The organism is Sphingomonas aerolata (assembly GCF_003046295.1).
GTDB classification, from domain to species: Bacteria; Pseudomonadota; Alphaproteobacteria; order Sphingomonadales; family Sphingomonadaceae; genus Sphingomonas; species Sphingomonas aerolata.
This window is the reverse complement of sequence record NZ_PZZN01000001.1, coordinates 495,119-509,807: the sequence shown is the minus strand read 5'-3', so window position 1 is coordinate 509,807 and position 14,689 is coordinate 495,119. Positions and strand designations below refer to the sequence as shown.

Annotated in this window: 14 protein-coding genes and 2 riboswitches; of the genes, 8 read left to right on the top strand and 6 right to left on the bottom strand. The window is 67.6% G+C overall.

Going from position 1 to position 14,689, the window contains the following annotated elements:
* Window positions 1–32: 32 nt before the first annotated feature.
* Both C8J24_RS02420 and C8J24_RS02415 read left to right on the top strand, forming a co-directional pair.
* A complete protein-coding gene (locus C8J24_RS02420; RefSeq protein WP_107930036.1) occupies window positions 33–1,049 on the top strand; it encodes an alpha/beta fold hydrolase in 1,017 nt (338 codons plus the stop codon).
* A complete protein-coding gene (locus C8J24_RS02415; RefSeq protein WP_107930033.1) occupies window positions 1,046–2,128 on the top strand; it encodes an NAD(P)/FAD-dependent oxidoreductase in 1,083 nt (360 codons plus the stop codon). The genes C8J24_RS02420 and C8J24_RS02415 overlap by 4 nt, the downstream gene beginning before the upstream one ends.
* A 17-nt stretch (window positions 2,129–2,145) precedes the next feature.
* Here the strand turns inward: C8J24_RS02415 and rnhA are convergent, their stop codons facing one another.
* From rnhA to ispH, 3 genes are read right to left on the bottom strand one after another with little or no spacing between them, the layout of a single operon-like run.
* Window positions 2,146–2,622 carry a ribonuclease HI gene (rnhA, locus tag C8J24_RS02410; RefSeq protein ID WP_414711881.1) on the bottom strand — a complete coding sequence of 159 codons (477 nt, stop codon included), beginning with the start codon at window positions 2,620–2,622 and terminating at the stop codon, window positions 2,146–2,148.
* Complete coding sequence (gene thrB, locus C8J24_RS02405) at window positions 2,619–3,569, bottom strand: homoserine kinase (RefSeq protein ID WP_107930031.1); 951 nt, start codon at window positions 3,567–3,569, stop codon at window positions 2,619–2,621. The genes rnhA and thrB overlap by 4 nt, the downstream gene beginning before the upstream one ends.
* A 1-nt stretch (window position 3,570) precedes the next feature.
* Complete coding sequence (gene ispH / locus C8J24_RS02400) at window positions 3,571–4,524, bottom strand: 4-hydroxy-3-methylbut-2-enyl diphosphate reductase (RefSeq protein ID WP_244180358.1); 954 nt, start codon at window positions 4,522–4,524, stop codon at window positions 3,571–3,573.
* A gap of 176 nt (window positions 4,525–4,700) precedes the next feature.
* Here ispH and C8J24_RS02395 point away from each other — a divergent pair, with 176 nt between their 5' ends.
* The 5 genes from C8J24_RS02395 (at window position 4,701) to gcvPB (ending at window position 10,575) form a co-directional block, all read left to right on the top strand.
* Window positions 4,701–5,339: a hypothetical protein gene (locus C8J24_RS02395; protein ID WP_244180356.1), complete on the top strand. Its 639-nt coding sequence runs from the start codon at window positions 4,701–4,703 to the stop codon at window positions 5,337–5,339.
* 287 nt (window positions 5,340–5,626) lie between these two features.
* Window positions 5,627–5,745: riboswitch (glycine riboswitch) on the top strand.
* A gap of 1 nt (window position 5,746) precedes the next feature.
* A riboswitch (glycine riboswitch) is annotated at window positions 5,747–5,851 on the top strand.
* Between the two features lie 46 nt (window positions 5,852–5,897).
* Window positions 5,898–7,145: a glycine cleavage system aminomethyltransferase GcvT gene (gcvT, locus tag C8J24_RS02390; protein ID WP_082446741.1), complete on the top strand. Its 1,248-nt coding sequence runs from the start codon at window positions 5,898–5,900 to the stop codon at window positions 7,143–7,145.
* Window position 7,146: 1 nt separating this feature from the next.
* Complete coding sequence (gene gcvH, locus C8J24_RS02385) at window positions 7,147–7,518, top strand: glycine cleavage system protein GcvH (RefSeq protein ID WP_031395016.1); 372 nt, start codon at window positions 7,147–7,149, stop codon at window positions 7,516–7,518.
* A gap of 121 nt (window positions 7,519–7,639) precedes the next feature.
* Entirely contained in the window at window positions 7,640–8,998 is a 1,359-nt protein-coding gene (gene gcvPA, locus C8J24_RS02380; RefSeq protein WP_107930026.1) for an aminomethyl-transferring glycine dehydrogenase subunit GcvPA, read from the top strand.
* The gene (gcvPB, locus tag C8J24_RS02375; protein WP_107930024.1) at window positions 8,995–10,575 is read left to right on the top strand and encodes an aminomethyl-transferring glycine dehydrogenase subunit GcvPB; all 1,581 of its coding nucleotides are present in this window, start codon (window positions 8,995–8,997) and stop codon (window positions 10,573–10,575) included. The genes gcvPA and gcvPB overlap by 4 nt, the downstream gene beginning before the upstream one ends.
* Window positions 10,576–10,692: 117 nt before the next feature.
* Here the strand turns inward: gcvPB and C8J24_RS02370 are convergent, their stop codons facing one another.
* The gene (locus tag C8J24_RS02370) at window positions 10,693–11,589 is read right to left on the bottom strand and encodes a DMT family transporter (RefSeq protein ID WP_031441602.1); all 897 of its coding nucleotides are present in this window, start codon (window positions 11,587–11,589) and stop codon (window positions 10,693–10,695) included.
* Window positions 11,590–11,783: 194 nt separating this feature from the next.
* Between C8J24_RS02370 and C8J24_RS02365 the strand changes: the two genes are divergently transcribed.
* The gene (locus C8J24_RS02365; RefSeq protein WP_037530527.1) at window positions 11,784–13,319 is read left to right on the top strand and encodes an aminoacyl--tRNA ligase-related protein; all 1,536 of its coding nucleotides are present in this window, start codon (window positions 11,784–11,786) and stop codon (window positions 13,317–13,319) included.
* On the opposite strand, the gene C8J24_RS02360 is transcribed toward C8J24_RS02365, so the two are convergent.
* Together C8J24_RS02360 and C8J24_RS17260 are read right to left on the bottom strand one after the other, a co-directional pair.
* Window positions 13,313–14,275 (bottom strand): cation diffusion facilitator family transporter, encoded by a 963-nt coding sequence (locus C8J24_RS02360; protein WP_107930022.1) that lies wholly within the window; start codon window positions 14,273–14,275, stop codon window positions 13,313–13,315. The two genes, C8J24_RS02365 and C8J24_RS02360, sit on opposite strands and share 7 nt — an antisense overlap.
* A gap of 146 nt (window positions 14,276–14,421) precedes the next feature.
* Window positions 14,422–14,682, bottom strand: coding sequence for a hypothetical protein (locus C8J24_RS17260; RefSeq protein WP_146163617.1), 261 nt, complete (start codon window positions 14,680–14,682; stop codon window positions 14,422–14,424).
* Window positions 14,683–14,689: the final 7 nt, after the last annotated feature.

Sequence of the window (14,689 nt, the reverse complement as noted above, 5' to 3'; positions counted from 1 at the left end):
GTATGGCTTTCGAAAAAGTAACTGTGTCGCCGATGTTCGATTCTGATCCGACCTCCGGGCCCGCCTCCGGTCCGGCCCGTCCGCATGCCCGCACCACCGTCGCACCGATCGTGCCAGCCGCGAGTCGGCGCGCGATTCCCGACGATGCCCGGGTCACCCGCTGGATTGCGCCCGATGGCTGGAGCCTGAGGCGGTTCGACTGGCCGGCACCGAACCCGCGCGGACGCTTTCTCTTCCAGGCCGGCCGCGGTGACAGTTTCGAGAAATATCTCGAGACGATCGCGCATCTGCGCAGCGTCGGCTGGTCAGTGACCTCGCTCGACTGGCGCGGGCAGGGCGGGTCGGGGCGGCTGTCCCCCGACCCCTATGTCGGCCATGTCGACGACTTCGCGACCTACGATGCCGATCTCGCCGGCTTCTGGCAGCAGTGGCGCGGCGAAGGGGATAGCGGCATTCCGACAGCGATCCTTGGTCATTCGATGGGTGGGCTGATGGTGATGCGCGCGCTGACGGCGGGGACGATCGACCCGGCGGCGGCGATCCTTGTCGCACCGATGCTGGGCCTTCGCTCTCCACTCGGCGCGCGGCTGAGCGGCCGGATCGCGCGCTACATGGCGCGGCGTGCGCCGATCCGCGCGGCCTGGCGCCAGAACGAGCGGCCCGGGCCCGTCGCCTCGCGCCAGCGTCTGCTCACTCACGACGCCGACCGCTATCACGACGAACGCTGGTGGCACGAGGCGCAGCCCGACCTGCAGCTCGGTCCGCCGAGCTGGACTTGGCTGTCCGAAGCATTCGCCGGGTCCGCTGCGCTCGCCTGTGATCCGCGCGTCGAGACGATCGCTACGCCGGTGCTGATGCTGCTCGCGGATGCCGACAAGCTGGTCGATCCGCATGCCGCGGTCCGGATTGTCGAGCGGCTGCGCGACGCGCGGCTGGTGCGGTTCGGACCTGAATCGGCGCATGAGATTCTGCGCGAATCGGATGCCGTACGTGACCGTGCGCTGGCCGCGCTCGACGCGTTTCTCGACGACACGGTGCCGCGCCGATGAGCGTCTACGACGTCGCGATCGTCGGCGCGGGAATGGCCGGGGTCAGCCTCGCCGCGCTACTAGCGCCGCATGCGCGCGTGCTGCTGCTCGAGGCGGAGGATATGCCGGGCTACCACGCGACGGGGCGGTCCGCGGCCTTCTGGTCGGAAACCTATGGTGGCCCCGACATCCAGCCGCTGACGACCGCCTCGGGGCCGGTGCTCAGGGCCGGGGGGCATCTCCAGCCGCTGGGATCGCTGCATATCGGCCGTGCGCAGCACGCGCCCGCGATCGACCGGTTTCTTGCCGAGTTCTCCGACAGCGACGTGCAGCTCGACCGGGTCGATCCGGCGGCGTTCCTCCCCGGGCTGCGCCCCGACTGGACGCTGGGCGTGCACGAGCCGAGTTGCGCCTATATCGACGTCGCCGGACTGCACGCGCGCGACCTGGCGACCGCGCGGCGGGACGGCGCCGATCTCGTCACCGGGGCCGCGCTGAAGGCGGCGCGCCGCGACTCGGGGCACTGGAGCATCGAGACTGCGGCGGGGACGTTTCAGGCCGCCGTACTCGTCAATGCGGCGGGGGCCTGGGCCGATACCGTCGCGCAGCGCGCGGGCGTGGCACCAATCGGACTTCAGCCCTACCGGCGGACGATGGTCCAGTTGCGGACCGATCCTCCAGCCGCGGGGGGCATGCCGCATGTCGCCGACATTTCAGGCGGCTTCTATTTCAAGCCCGAGCCCGGCGGGCGGCTGTGGCTCAGTCCGCATGATGAGACGCCGACCGACCCCTGTGATGCCGCGCCCGAGGAGATCGACGTCGCGATCGCGATCGACCGGCTCGAACAGGCGGTCGACTGGCAGGTCACGCAGGTCGAACGCCGCTGGGCGGGCCTGCGGACCTTCGCGCCCGACCGGCTGCCGGTCTATGGCTTCGACCCGAGCGAACCCGGCTTCTTCTGGTGCGCGGGGCAGGGCGGTTTCGGCATCCAGACCGCACCGGCGGCGGCGCGTCTTGCGGCCGCGTTGCTGCTTGGGACGTCGCCTGATCCTGCGGTGGCGGGGATCGATCCGCACCGCTATTCGCCCCGTCGTTTCTAACGCCGTTTCGTGTCAGCCTAGCGGCGGCCGGGCGTCATCGCCGCAATCGCGGCGTTGCTCGCCAGCGTGTCGGCGCGCTCGTTCTCGGGGTGGCCGGCATGACCCTTGACCCATTGCCACTCGATCTTGTGCCGCGCGACCGCGGCGAGCAGCGCGTGCCACAGCTCGGCATTCTTCACCGGCTTCTTGTCCGCGGTCCTCCAGCCGTTGCGCTGCCAGCCCTTCACCCATTTGGTCAGGCCATCCATCACATATTTGCTGTCGGTGTACAGCGTCACCGCGCAGGGCCGGGTGAGGATGTTGAGCGCCTCGATCGCCGCGGTCATCTCCATCCGGTTGTTCGTCGTCTGCGGCTCGCCGCCCGACAATTCCTTCTCGTGCGCGCCCATCCGGATCACCGCGCCCCAGCCGCCCGGTCCCGGATTCCCCTTGCAGGCGCCATCGGTATAGATCTCGACCTTGGTCATCATTGTCGCGGCAGCGTCGTCGGTCATGCGAACAGGTCGTCCTTGAGATAGGCTTCGAGCCGCCGCCAATAGGCGAGCGGATCCTTGCGCGTCACCAGCGCATCGGCCGGCGTGTTGACCCAGTCCCAGGCGCGCGTCAGCAGGAAGCGCAGGCAGGCGCCCTGCGCGAGGATCGGCAGCGCGGCACGCTCCGCCTCGGACAGCGCGAACCGGCTTTCATAGCCCGCGATCAGCGCCGCGCCGATCGCGGGATCGTAACGCTCGCCGGTCGCGTCGAACGCCCAGGCGCTGTGCATCACCGCCAGATCATAGGCGCGGATATCGGTGCAGGCGAAGTAGAAGTCGATCACCCCGGTCACGCGGTCGCCGAGCATCAGGACATTGTCGGGGAACAGGTCCGTATGGATCGCCGCCACCGGCAGGTCGCGCGGCCACTGTGCCAGCACCCGCGCCAGCGCTGCCTCGATCCGCGCAAACAGCCCGGGCGCGATCGTGTCGATCCCCGCGCCGCATCGCTCGAGCAGCGGGCGCCAGGTGTCGGCGCCCAGCGGGTTCGCGCGGGTCGGTGCGAAGTCCGCCAGCCCGGCATGGAGCTGGCCCATCGCCGCGCCGGCCGCGCGTGCCTGTGCGGGGGTCGGGTGCGACACCGACACGCCGGTCAGGAATTCGATCAGACAGGCCGAGCGCCCGGCGAGCTGCTGGATCGCGAGACCGTCGCGATCGGGCAGCGCGCGCGGCACCGGATTGCCCGCCGCGGCCAGATGATCGAGCATCGCGAGGAAAAAGGGCAGGTCGTCGGTCGACGTCCATTCCTCATACAGCGTCAGGATGAACCGGTCCGCGGTGGTCTCGACAAGGTAGTTGCTGTTCTGCACCCCCTCGGCGATCCCCTTGGCGGAGACCAGCACACCCTGGTCGTACCGCGCGAGGAACGTTCCAAGCGCCTCGGCCGAGACCTGCGTATAGACCGCCATGCTAGGCGGCGGCTTCGAGCCCGCGGGGCAGCTTGAAGGCGATCGTCTCGCGCGTCGTCTCGACCTCGCGCTCGCACACCTCGAACCGCTCGGCGAGGCGCGTGACGAGTTCGCGGACCAGCAGCTCGGGCGCGGACGCGCCTGCGGTGATGCCGAGCGTGCCGACTCCGGCAAGGAAATCCCACTCGAGCTCGCTGGCGCGCTGGATCAGCATCGCGGGCGTGCCTTCGCGCTGCGCGACCTCGACCAGCCGCACCGAATTGGACGAATTGGGCGCGCCGATCACCAGCATCGCGTCACACCCATGCGCGATCGCCTTGACCGCAGCCTGGCGGTTCGAGGTCGCGTAGCAGATGTCCTCGCCGCGCGGCGGCAGCATCTCGGGGAAGCGTCGCTGCAGCGTCGCGACGACCGCCGCAGTGTCGTCGACCGACAGCGTGGTCTGCGTCAGGAAGGCGAGATTGGCAGGGTCGACCGGCGCGAAGACTTCCGCATCCTCGACGGTTTCGATCAGCGACATCGCGCCCTCAGGCACCTGGCCGAAGGTGCCGATCACCTCGGGATGGCCGGCATGGCCGATGAACACGATGTGCCGCCCCTGCGCGACCAGTCGCTCGGCCTGGCGATGGACCTTCGAGACCAGCGGGCAGGTCGCATCGAGATATTCGAGCCCGCGCGCCTGCGCGTCGAGCGGCACCGATTTGGGAACGCCGTGCGCGGAGAACACCACCGGCGCATCGTCGGGCACCTCGCTCAGATCCTCGACGAACACCGCGCCCTGCGCCTTCAGCGTGTCGACGACGAACTTGTTGTGGACGATCTCGTGGCGGACATAGACCGGCGCGCCGTGCTTCTCGATCGCCAGTTCGACGATGCGGATCGCGCGGTCGACGCCGGCGCAGAAGCCGCGCGGCGCCGCGATCAGCAGTTCGAGCGCGGGTTTGTCGCCGCGCACGGCCGGCTCAGCGAGCGAGGTTGCGGGGTTTGCGATGGGCTCTGGGGGGATGCTCATAGTCGTCGGGCTCTACGCGATTGCTTGCCTGGACGAAAGCCGGTTCCTATGGTGCGCGGTGACAGGGGCCGGTGCGGTTGCGCAGGCCCTTTCGCTCGTTCGAGAAGGTACGCGTCCCCGTGAAAGCCCCCATCCTTGCCGTTTCGATCCTCGCGCTCGCCTTGGGCGGTTGCGCTTCCAAGGGAGAGATCGACGCGACCGGCGGCATCTCCGCGATCCGCACCGCGTGCCCGACCGTGGCGGTGCCCGCCGCGACCGGGGACATCACCGTGTTCGACCCCGTCACCAGCCGCGACCAGTCGGCGATCGACGTCACCGCGCTGATGACCAATGTCCGTTCGACCTGCGTCGACGCGAACGACCCGATCCTGACGAATGTGACGTTCACCGTCCAGGCGCGGCGTGCGCGGGCCGATGCGGCGCGCGACGTCGTGCTGCCCTATTTCGTGACCGTGGTGCGCGGCGGCAGCGCGGTCGTCGCCAAGCGCGTCGGCCGTGTGACGCTGCACTTCGACGCCGGCCAGTTGCGGGCGGAGGCGAATGCCCAGGGCACCGCGACGATCACGCGCGCGGCGGCAACGCTGTCGGCAGACGTGCGCGAGAAGCTGACGCGCAAGCGCAAGGCGGGCGACGAGGATGCGGCGGTCGATCCGCTGAGCACGCCCGAGGTGCGGCAGGCGGTGCTGCGCGCCAGCTTCGAGACGCTGGTCGGGTTCCAGCTGACCGCCGACCAACTGAAGTACAACGCGACCCGCTGAGTAGCCTTCTGAAACCGGGGCGGGCGTCCGGTGATGACGTGATAACCTTCCATGTCATCCCCGCGCAGGCGGGGATCCATATTGGCGACCGCCGATGATGGAGCGTTGACGGTGTAGTATATGGGTCCCCGCCTTCGCGGGGATGGCGACGGGTACGGGCGTCGTTCGGCTTGCAACTTGACGTCAGGCATGAATCTCACTCTCGCAGGGGCCCGATCGACCAAGCCCGATTGACTAAGATTGTGCGGCGCGGCACAGCTTGACGCGTCGATGCCGGGCAACCGGCATGGCACCGCGCGGGAGAGCGTTTCCTGGTCCTTTTAGGATCGGCCCTGAAAGGGGCAGGGAGCCGCCGAAGGAGCAACCACCCCGGAATCTCTCAGGCACCAGAGACCGCGCGGGGCTGATCGACACTCTGGAAAGCGTCCTGGCGTCCGCGCCGAGGGCCACCGAAGGGGTAAGCCGCCAATCAGGCGGTGAAAGCTCTCAGGTTCCGTGACAGAGGGGGTCGGATCGCAGCACCACAGGGTGCCGCGCGCCCCTTCGACGGAGACCGACATGAGCGACGCCGACATTCGAGACTATGCTAGCATCATCGACGAGGCCGACGATTACGTCGAGCCCGAGGTGCTGCCATTGCCGCTCGACGCGTGGCACCGCGCGAACGGCGCACGGATGGTCGAGTTCGCCGGCTATCAGATGCCGATCCAGTATGACGGCATCATGGCCGAACATGCCTGGACGCGCGAATCGGCCGGCCTGTTCGACGTCAGCCACATGGGCCAGCTCGTCTTCTCGGGCGAAGGCGTCGCGAGCGCGCTCGAAACCGTGCTGCCGGGCGACATCGCAGGGCTCGGCGAGGGCAAGATGCGCTATTCGCTGCTGCTCGCGCAGGATGGCGGCATCCTCGACGACCTGATGGCGACGCGGCTGCCCGACGATCAGCCCTCGCCCTTCTCGGCGCAGGACGTCGAGCCCGAGGCGTACGACCCGCTCCACCCGTCGCCGACCGCGAGCGGCAGCTTCTACGTCGTCGTCAACGGCGCGACCAAATATGACGATGTCAGCTATCTGATCGAGCATCTGCCCGACGATGTCACGATCAACATCCTCGAGGATCAGGCGCTGCTCGCGGTGCAGGGCCCCAAGGCGGTCGACGCGGTCGCGCGGATCGTTCCCGGCATCGACAGCCTCGTGTTCATGACCGCGGGCGCGTTCCACTGGAACGACGTGCCGCTCTGGATCAGCCGATCGGGCTATACCGGCGAGGACGGCGTCGAGATCTCGATCCCTGCCGAGCATGCCGTCGCGTTCGCCGACGCGCTGCTCGCACTGCCCGAGATCAAGCCGATCGGCCTTGGCGCACGCGATTCGCTGCGCCTCGAAGCCGGTTTGCCGCTCTACGGCCACGACCTCGATCCCGAGACCACGCCGGTCATGGCTGACCTCGGTTTCGCGTTGTCGAAGCGCCGCCGTGAGGCCGCCGATTTCCCCGGCGCCCAGCGTATCCTCTCGCAGCGCGAGAATGGCCCCGCCACCAAGCGCGTCGGCCTGATCGTCGAGGGCCGCCAGCCCGCGCGCGAGGGGTCCGAGGTGATCGACGACACCGGCGCGACGATCGGCCGCCTCACCAGCGGGGGCTTCGCGCCGACGCTCGGGAAGCCGATCGCGATGGCCTATGTGCCGCTCGCGCTGGCGACGCCGGGCACCCGCATCGAGATCGCACAGCGCGGCAAGGTCCACAGCGCGACCGTCACCGCAATGCCCTTCATTCCCCACCGCTACGTCCGCGCAGGAGCCAAGTGATATGAGCCGTTATTTTACGCAGGATCATGAGTGGGTCGATGTCGACGGTGACGTCGGCACCGTCGGCATCAGCGAATATGCGCAGAGCCAGCTCGGCGACGTCGTGTTCGTCGAGGTTCCCGAGGCCGGCAAGCAGCTGACCAAGGGCGCCGATGCCGCGGTCGTCGAATCGGTCAAGGCCGCGTCGGACGTCTATTCGCCGGTGTCGGGCACCGTCATCGAGGGCAATGCTGCGCTCGCTGACGATTCGAGCCTGGTGAACTCGGACGCCGAAGCCGCCGGCTGGTTCTTCAAGCTGACGCTCAGCGATCCGAGCGAGCTCGACAGCCTGATGGACGAAGCTGCCTACGCGGCGTTCGTCGAAGGGCTTTAATTCGTCAAAGCCCCTCCCCTTCAGGGGAGGGGTTGGGGTGGCGCAGTGCGACAGACGCGCCGCCTGTGGAAACGCCCCACCCCCAACCCCTCCCCTGAAGGGGAGGGGCAAGGAGAGTTCCATGCGCTACCTTCCCCTGACCCAGCCCGACCGCGAGGCGATGCTCGCCGTCATCGGTGCCGCGACGATCGATGACCTCTTCGTTGACGTTCCCGAGGCCGCGCGCCTCGACGGCCCCGTCCGCGACCTGCCGATGCATGCCTCCGAAATGGCGGTCGAACGCCACATGTCGTTCCTCGCCAAGAAGAACCTCACCGCGGGCGAAGCGCCGTTCTTCCTCGGCTGCGGCGCGTACAAGCATCACGTGCCCGCCAGCGTCGATCACCTGATCCAGCGCGGCGAGTTCCTGACCGCCTACACGCCCTACCAGCCCGAGATCGCGCAGGGCACGCTGCAGATGCTGTTCGAGTTCCAGACGCAGGTCGCGCGGCTGCTCGGCACCGACGTCGCCAACGCGTCGATGTACGACGGCTCGACCGCGTGCTGGGAAGCGATCGTGATGGCGCGGCGTATCACCAAGCGCGGCAAGGCGATCCTGTCGGCGGGGCTGCACCCGCATTACGTGTCGGTGTCGAACACGATGGCCAAGTTCACCGGCGACGTGCTCGACACGACCGACCCGCGGCTGGTGCCCGAAATGGACCTCGACCGGCTGATCGCGAAGATCGACGACGACACGTCGTGCGTGGTCGTCCAGTATCCCGACATCCTCGGCCGCATCGCCGATCTGCGTCCGCTCGCGGATGCGTGCCACGCGAAAAAGGCGCTGCTGATCGCGGTCGTCACGGAGCCCGTCGCGCTCGGCGCGATCACCTCGCCCGGCGAGATGGACGCGGACATCGTCGTCGGCGAGGGGCAGTCGCTCGGCGTCGGCCTCCAGTTCGGCGGGCCCTATGTCGGCCTGTTCGGGTGCAAGGACAAATATGTCCGCCAGATGCCCGGCCGGCTTTGCGGCGAAACCGTCGACGCCGATGGCCGCCGCGGCTTCGTGCTGACTCTGTCGACGCGCGAGCAGCATATTCGCCGTGAAAAGGCGACGTCGAACATCTGCACCAACTCGGGGCTGTGCGCGCTGGCTTTCTCGATCCACATGACGCTGCTCGGCGAAGCGGGACTGCGAGAGCTGGCCGAGATCAACCATGCGGGTGCCGTGGCCGCTTCCGAGCGCCTGTCGCAGATCCCCGGCGTCGAACTGATCAACGACAGCTTCTTCAACGAATTCACGCTGAAGCTGCCCGTCGAGGCGCGCCCCGTCGTCCGCACGCTCGCGGACCGCGGCATCCTCGCGGGCGTCTCGCTAGGGCGGCTTTACCCGGGCAAGGACGATCTCGCCAACGGCCTCGTCGTCGCCGTGACCGAAACGACCACCGCGGAGGACGTCGAAACGCTTGCGTCCGCACTCCAGGAGATACTGGCATGAGCATCAACCAGAGCGGCTGGCGCCCGACCGCGCCCGAGCAGGGCAAGGGTAACGTCCCCGCCAGCGTCACCGGCAACAAGGCGCTGATGCTGGAGGAAGCGCTGATCTTCGAGATCGGCGACAGCCACACCACCGGCGTCGACTTCGCGGACACGCCCGCCCGCGCGACGACCAGCAAGCTCGGCGCGCTGGCACGCAAGGCCCCGATCGGCCTTCCCGGTCTGTCGGAACCCGAGACCGTCCGCCATTACACGCGCCTGTCGCGCCAGAATTACGGCATCGACCTCGGCTTCTTCCCGCTTGGCAGTTGCACGATGAAGCACAATCCGCGACTCAACGAGAAGATGGCGCGGCTGCCCGGCTTCTCCGACGTCCACCCGCTCCAGCCAGTCGATACCGTGCAGGGCGCGCTCGAGGTCATCCACCAGCTCGCCCACTGGCTCGTCACGCTCACCGGCATGACCTCGGTCGCGATGAGCCCCAAGGCGGGCGCGCATGGCGAGCTCTGCGGGATCCTCGCGATCCGCGCTGCGCTTGAGGCCAAGGGTGAGGGGCACCGCAAGGTCATCCTCGTCCCCGAGAGCGCGCACGGCACCAACCCCGCCACCGCGGCATTCGCGGGCTATGGCGTCGAGGATATCCCCGCCACCGCCGAGGGCCGCGTCGACACCGCCGCGCTGAAGGCCCGGCTCGGCCCCGACGTCGCGGGCGTGATGATTACCAACCCCAACACCTGCGGGCTGTTCGAGCGCGACATGCGCGAGATTTCGGACGCGGTGCATGCGGCCGGCGGCTTCGTCTATTGCGACGGCGCGAACTTCAACGCGATCGTTGGCCGCGTCCGCCCGGGCGATCTCGGCATCGACGCGATGCACATCAACCTGCACAAGACCTTCTCGACTCCGCATGGCGGCGGCGGCCCGGGTTCGGGTCCGGTGGTGTTCTCGGCGGCGCTCACGCCCTACGCCCCGCTGCCGTTCGTCGAGAAGCAGGATGGCCAGTTCGTCCTGGTCGAGGAGGAAACCGCGGGCGAGCATCACGCCGGCAGCTTCGGCCGCATGGTCGCGTTCCACGGCCAGATGGGCATGTTCACGCGCGCGCTGACCTATATCCTCAGCCACGGCGCGGATGGCCTGCGCCAGGTGTCGGAGGATGCGGTGCTCAACGCCAACTACATCCTGCGCAGCCTCGACGACACGCTCGACGCGCCGTTCGGCCCTTCGGGTCCGTGCATGCACGAAGCGCTGTTCTCCGATTCGGGTCTCGCCGACGGCTTCTCGACGATCGACGTCGCCAAGGGGCTGATCGACGAGGGCTTCCACCCGATGACGATGTACTTCCCGCTCGTCGTCCACGGGGCCATGTTGGTCGAGCCGACCGAGACCGAATCGAAGGCGGCACTCGACCAGTTCATCGCCGCGCTGCGCTCGGTCGCCGAACGCGCCAAGGCAGGCGACCCCAGCCTCAAGACCGCCCCGCACTTCGCCCCCCGCGCGCGCCTCGACGAGACGCTCGCGGCGCGCAAACCCGTACTGGTCTGGAAGGATCCGGCCCCGCTCGCGCAGGCGGCGGAGTAACGGTCCTTCCGCCATCTTCTTCGTCATCCTGACGAAAGTCAGGACCCAGGGTAACCAAGCTCTACCGTTTGTAGCTCTGGGTCCTGGCTCTCGTCAGGATGACGGAAAAGAGGTCCATTACGCGATCGCGCGGTCGGTCTCGTCCTGCCGGCGGACATGTTCGCGCCAGACGATGTACAGTCCGCTCGCGACGATGACGGGGGCGCCGAACCAGGTCGCCTCGGCGGGCAGCGTGTCGAACACCAGCCAGCCGAGCAATGTCGCCCATAACAGGCTCGAATAATCCATCGGCACCACCACCGACACCGGCCCGAGCCGCAACGAGGTCGTCATCGCGATCTGCGCGAGGCCGCCGAAGACCCCGACGCTCGCAAGGCAGGCCCAGGTCACGAGATCATGCGACTCCGCTGCGCGCGCGTAGATCACCGACAGCGGCACCAGCGACAGCGCGGAGAACCAGAACACCGTCGTCAGCGCGCTCTCGGTCTTGCCGATCTGCCGGAGCAGGATCGACACGCTTGCCGTCCCGAACGCGCCCGCCAGCGCACAGCCCGCACCCCATAACGGAAAATGATCGCCGCTACCGGGCTGCGCGACGATCAGCACGCCCGCAAACCCCGCCGCCACCGCCGCCCAGCGATGCCAGCCGGTCGGCTCGCGCAGCACCAGCGCGCCAAGGATCGTGGCGAAGATCGGCACGGTGAAGCCGATCGTCGTCGCTTCCGCCAGCGGCAGCGCGACGATCCCGTTGAAGGTGAACGCCATCGCCGACAGCCCGACGACCGCGCGGATGACGTGCGCGGGCAGGCGCTTGGTCGCGATCGAGGGCAGGCCAGGCCCGGCGAGGATCACCCCGGACACCAGCAGGCACGCGCCGAACTGGCGGAAGAACAGGATCTCCGACACGCTCGCGCCGTGGCGTTCGGCCAGCTTGATCGCGGTGTTCATCAGCGCGAAGATCACGACCGACAGCAACCGCATGCCGATGGCGGGAAGGATGCGGTCCGAGGGCATGGCCTGCACCTACGCAAACCGCGCCCGCGATCCCACCCGAAACATCCGTCATCCTGACGAAAGTCAGGATCCAGAGCCAGAAGCGCTACGGGTGGTATCTTGGATCCTGACTTTCGTCAGGATGACGGCGGAGCGTGGGATCCACGCCGCAACGCATAGTGACGAACCCAGTCGCACCCGCTATCCGCGACGCCATGATAAAGCGCGCACTCCCCGTCACCCGAGAGGCGGATTTCTCCGCCTGGTACCAGGCCGTCATCACCGAGGCCGACCTCGCCGAGGAATCCGGCGTCCGCGGCTGCATGGTCATCCGCCCCTGGGGCTATGGCATCTGGGAGCGGATCCAGCGACTGCTCGACGACCGTATCAAGGCGACGGGGCATGAGAATTGCTATTTCCCGCTCTTCATCCCGCTCTCCTATTTCGAGAAGGAGGCCGAGCATGTCGACGGATTCGCCAAGGAAATGGCGGTCGTCACGCATCACCGGCTGAAGGCCGACGGCTATGGCCGGCTCGTGCCCGATCCCGACGCCAAGCTCGAGGAGCCGCTGGTCGTGCGCCCTACGTCGGAGATGGTCATCGGCGCCGCGTTCGCGCGCTGGGTCCAGTCGTGGCGCGACCTGCCCGTGCTGATCAACCAGTGGGCCAATGTCGTCCGCTGGGAAATGCGCACGCGCATGTTCCTGCGCACCAGCGAGTTCCTCTGGCAGGAGGGGCATACCGCGCACGCAACCGTCGACGAGGCGCGCGACGAGACGCTCAAGATGCTCGAAGTCTACCGCGACTTCGCCGAAGAGTGCCTCGGCCTCCACGTGATCGCGGGCGAGAAGCCCGAGAATGAGCGCTTCCCGGGCGCGGTCGCGACCTATTCGATCGAGGCGATGATGCAGGACGGCAAGGCGCTCCAGGCGGGCACCTCGCATTTCCTCGGCACCAATTTCGCCTCGGCGCAGAACATCCGCTTCCAGAACGCAGCTGGCGAGTTTGAGCTGGCCAACACAACCAGCTGGGGCGTGTCGACGCGGATGATCGGCGGCGTCATCATGGTTCACGGCGACGACGACGGCCTGCGCGTGCCGCCGATGATCGCGCCGTGGCAGGTGGTGATCGTGCCGATGCTGCGCGACAATCCCGACGACGCGGCGATCGTCGACTATTGCAAGTCGCTTCAGGCCGAACTCGCCAAGCAGTCCGCGCTCGGCGAGCCGGTCCGTGCGCTGCTCGATCGGAAACCCGCCAAGGCGGCGACCAAGCGCTGGGGCTGGGTCAAGAAGGGCGCACCGATCGTGATCGAGGTCGGCGGCCGCGACATGGCGGGCGGCAACGTCTCGGTCATCCGCCGCGACCGGCTCTACCGCGAGGACGGCAAGCTCGACAGCGTCGCCACCTCGCGCGATGCCTTTGTCGAAGCGGTGTCGGGCATGCTGGCGGACGTGCAGGGGGCGTTGCACGTCGAGTCGGTGGAGCGGCTGCGCGCCAACATCGTGCCGATCGACGACTTTGCGGCGCTCGAGACTCACTTTGCCGACGGCGTGAAGAACCCGGGCTGGGTCGATGTGCGCTGGGCGAAGCCGACGGGCGCGGCGCTCGACTCGGTTGTCGAGCGGTTGAAGGCGCTCAAGCTGACGATCCGCAACGCGCCGATCGGCCAGACCGGATGCGACGATGGCGCCTGCATCTTCACCGGTCAGCCCGCGGTCGAGCGTATCCTGATCGCCCGCGCCTATTGATCCTCCGGGACGCCCTCGTGAACCACGACGGCGTCCTCACGCTTTTCGGGACGGATATAGATCGAGGCGAGCATCGGCACCGCAGCGCGGAGCTCGCCTTCCATCGCCTCGATCATCGTCTCGCCTTCGCCCATCGTCAGCGTGTCGACAAAGTCCGCGCTGATCGCGGCGAAGATGCTGTCGGGTGCGGTGTGGATCGTCCGGACATGGTTCACCGCGGCGATTCCAGGGTGCGCCGCGACGATGCCGCGAATCGTCGCAATCACGGCGGAGTCCGCACGTTCGCCGATCAGCAACCCCTTCGATTCGCGGGCGAGGATCACCGCGACCAGCGCGAGGATCAGGCCGATCAGGATCGACGCGACGCCGTCGATCCGGGGGTCGGCAAAGGCGTGGCTGGCCCAGATGCCGAGCCCGGCGATCATCAGCCCCGCCAGCGCCGCCGAATCCTCGAACAGGACGATGAAGCCTGCCGGGTCCTTCGAGCGATGGATCGCGGTCCACCAGCCCGAATCCCCCTTGGACTTGGCGAATTCCCGGACCGCGATCGTCCAGCTCGTACCCTCGAGCAGGACAGCGACGCCCAGAACGATATAGGCGATGAGAGGGTCGGAGAGCGGCTCAGGCCGCAGCATGTGCCGATACCCTTCATAGATCGACACGCCCGCGCCCACCGCGAAGATGAGGATCGCGACGACGAACGCCCAGAAATAGAGCTCGCGGCCATAGCCGAACGGGTGGGCCGCATCCGCCGGCTGCTTCGCCCGCGATTGGCCATACAGCAGCAGGACCTGATTGCCGCTGTCGACCAGCGAATGGACACCCTCGGTCAGCATCGACGACGATCCGGTCAGCCCCGCGGCGACGAACTTTGCGACGGCAATGCCGAGATTGGCGGCAAGCGCACCGTAAAGGACGATATCGTCCTTGATCTTGTTGAGAATTCCATCGGCCATACCGCCTCCTAGGCGAGGACGGTGGCGTCGGCCAGACGCGGAAAAGCCCATCGATGCCTGTGCACCAATGGGCCCTTTTCCTCCCCAGGAAATCGCTCGATCCGACGCGCGTGCCTATTGGCAAAATGCCCGTCGAACGGTGGCGGTCAGCCGAGTCGGCCGAGCCGGTGATACAGTGCGCTGAGGCGGCTCAATTTGACGTCGTCGACCGAAACCTTCGTGATCAATTCCCCAATCGCTTCCTTGAGCAATTCGAAATCTGCGGTCGAGAAAACGGCGCGGGCGCGCATTGGTTCGGTCGTCATGCCCATCTCCTTCATGGCGAATGTGTCTCCCCGTTTACAAACTCGAGCAACCGGGGCGGCGATGGCATCATAAAGCCTGAGGTTTGCGGGGTTTGGAAGCATGATCGGC

Coding starts and splice junctions, on each gene's coding strand:
- C8J24_RS02420 (WP_107930036.1), top strand. CDS start 33: ATGTTCGATTCTGATCCGACCTCCGGGCCCGCCTCCGGTCCGGCCCGT.
- C8J24_RS02415 (WP_107930033.1), top strand. CDS start 1,046: ATGAGCGTCTACGACGTCGCGATCGTCGGCGCGGGAATGGCCGGGGTC.
- rnhA (WP_414711881.1), bottom strand. CDS start 2,622: ATGACCGACGACGCTGCCGCGACAATGATGACCAAGGTCGAGATCTAT.
- thrB (WP_107930031.1), bottom strand. CDS start 3,569: ATGGCGGTCTATACGCAGGTCTCGGCCGAGGCGCTTGGAACGTTCCTC.
- gcvT (WP_082446741.1), top strand. CDS start 5,898: ATGAGCGACGCCGACATTCGAGACTATGCTAGCATCATCGACGAGGCC.
- gcvH (WP_031395016.1), top strand. CDS start 7,147: ATGAGCCGTTATTTTACGCAGGATCATGAGTGGGTCGATGTCGACGGT.
- gcvPA (WP_107930026.1), top strand. CDS start 7,640: ATGCGCTACCTTCCCCTGACCCAGCCCGACCGCGAGGCGATGCTCGCC.
- gcvPB (WP_107930024.1), top strand. CDS start 8,995: ATGAGCATCAACCAGAGCGGCTGGCGCCCGACCGCGCCCGAGCAGGGC.
- C8J24_RS02370 (WP_031441602.1), bottom strand. CDS start 11,589: ATGCCCTCGGACCGCATCCTTCCCGCCATCGGCATGCGGTTGCTGTCG.
- C8J24_RS02365 (WP_037530527.1), top strand. CDS start 11,784: ATGATAAAGCGCGCACTCCCCGTCACCCGAGAGGCGGATTTCTCCGCC.
- C8J24_RS02360 (WP_107930022.1), bottom strand. CDS start 14,275: ATGGCCGATGGAATTCTCAACAAGATCAAGGACGATATCGTCCTTTAC.
- C8J24_RS17260 (WP_146163617.1), bottom strand. CDS start 14,682: ATGCTTCCAAACCCCGCAAACCTCAGGCTTTATGATGCCATCGCCGCC.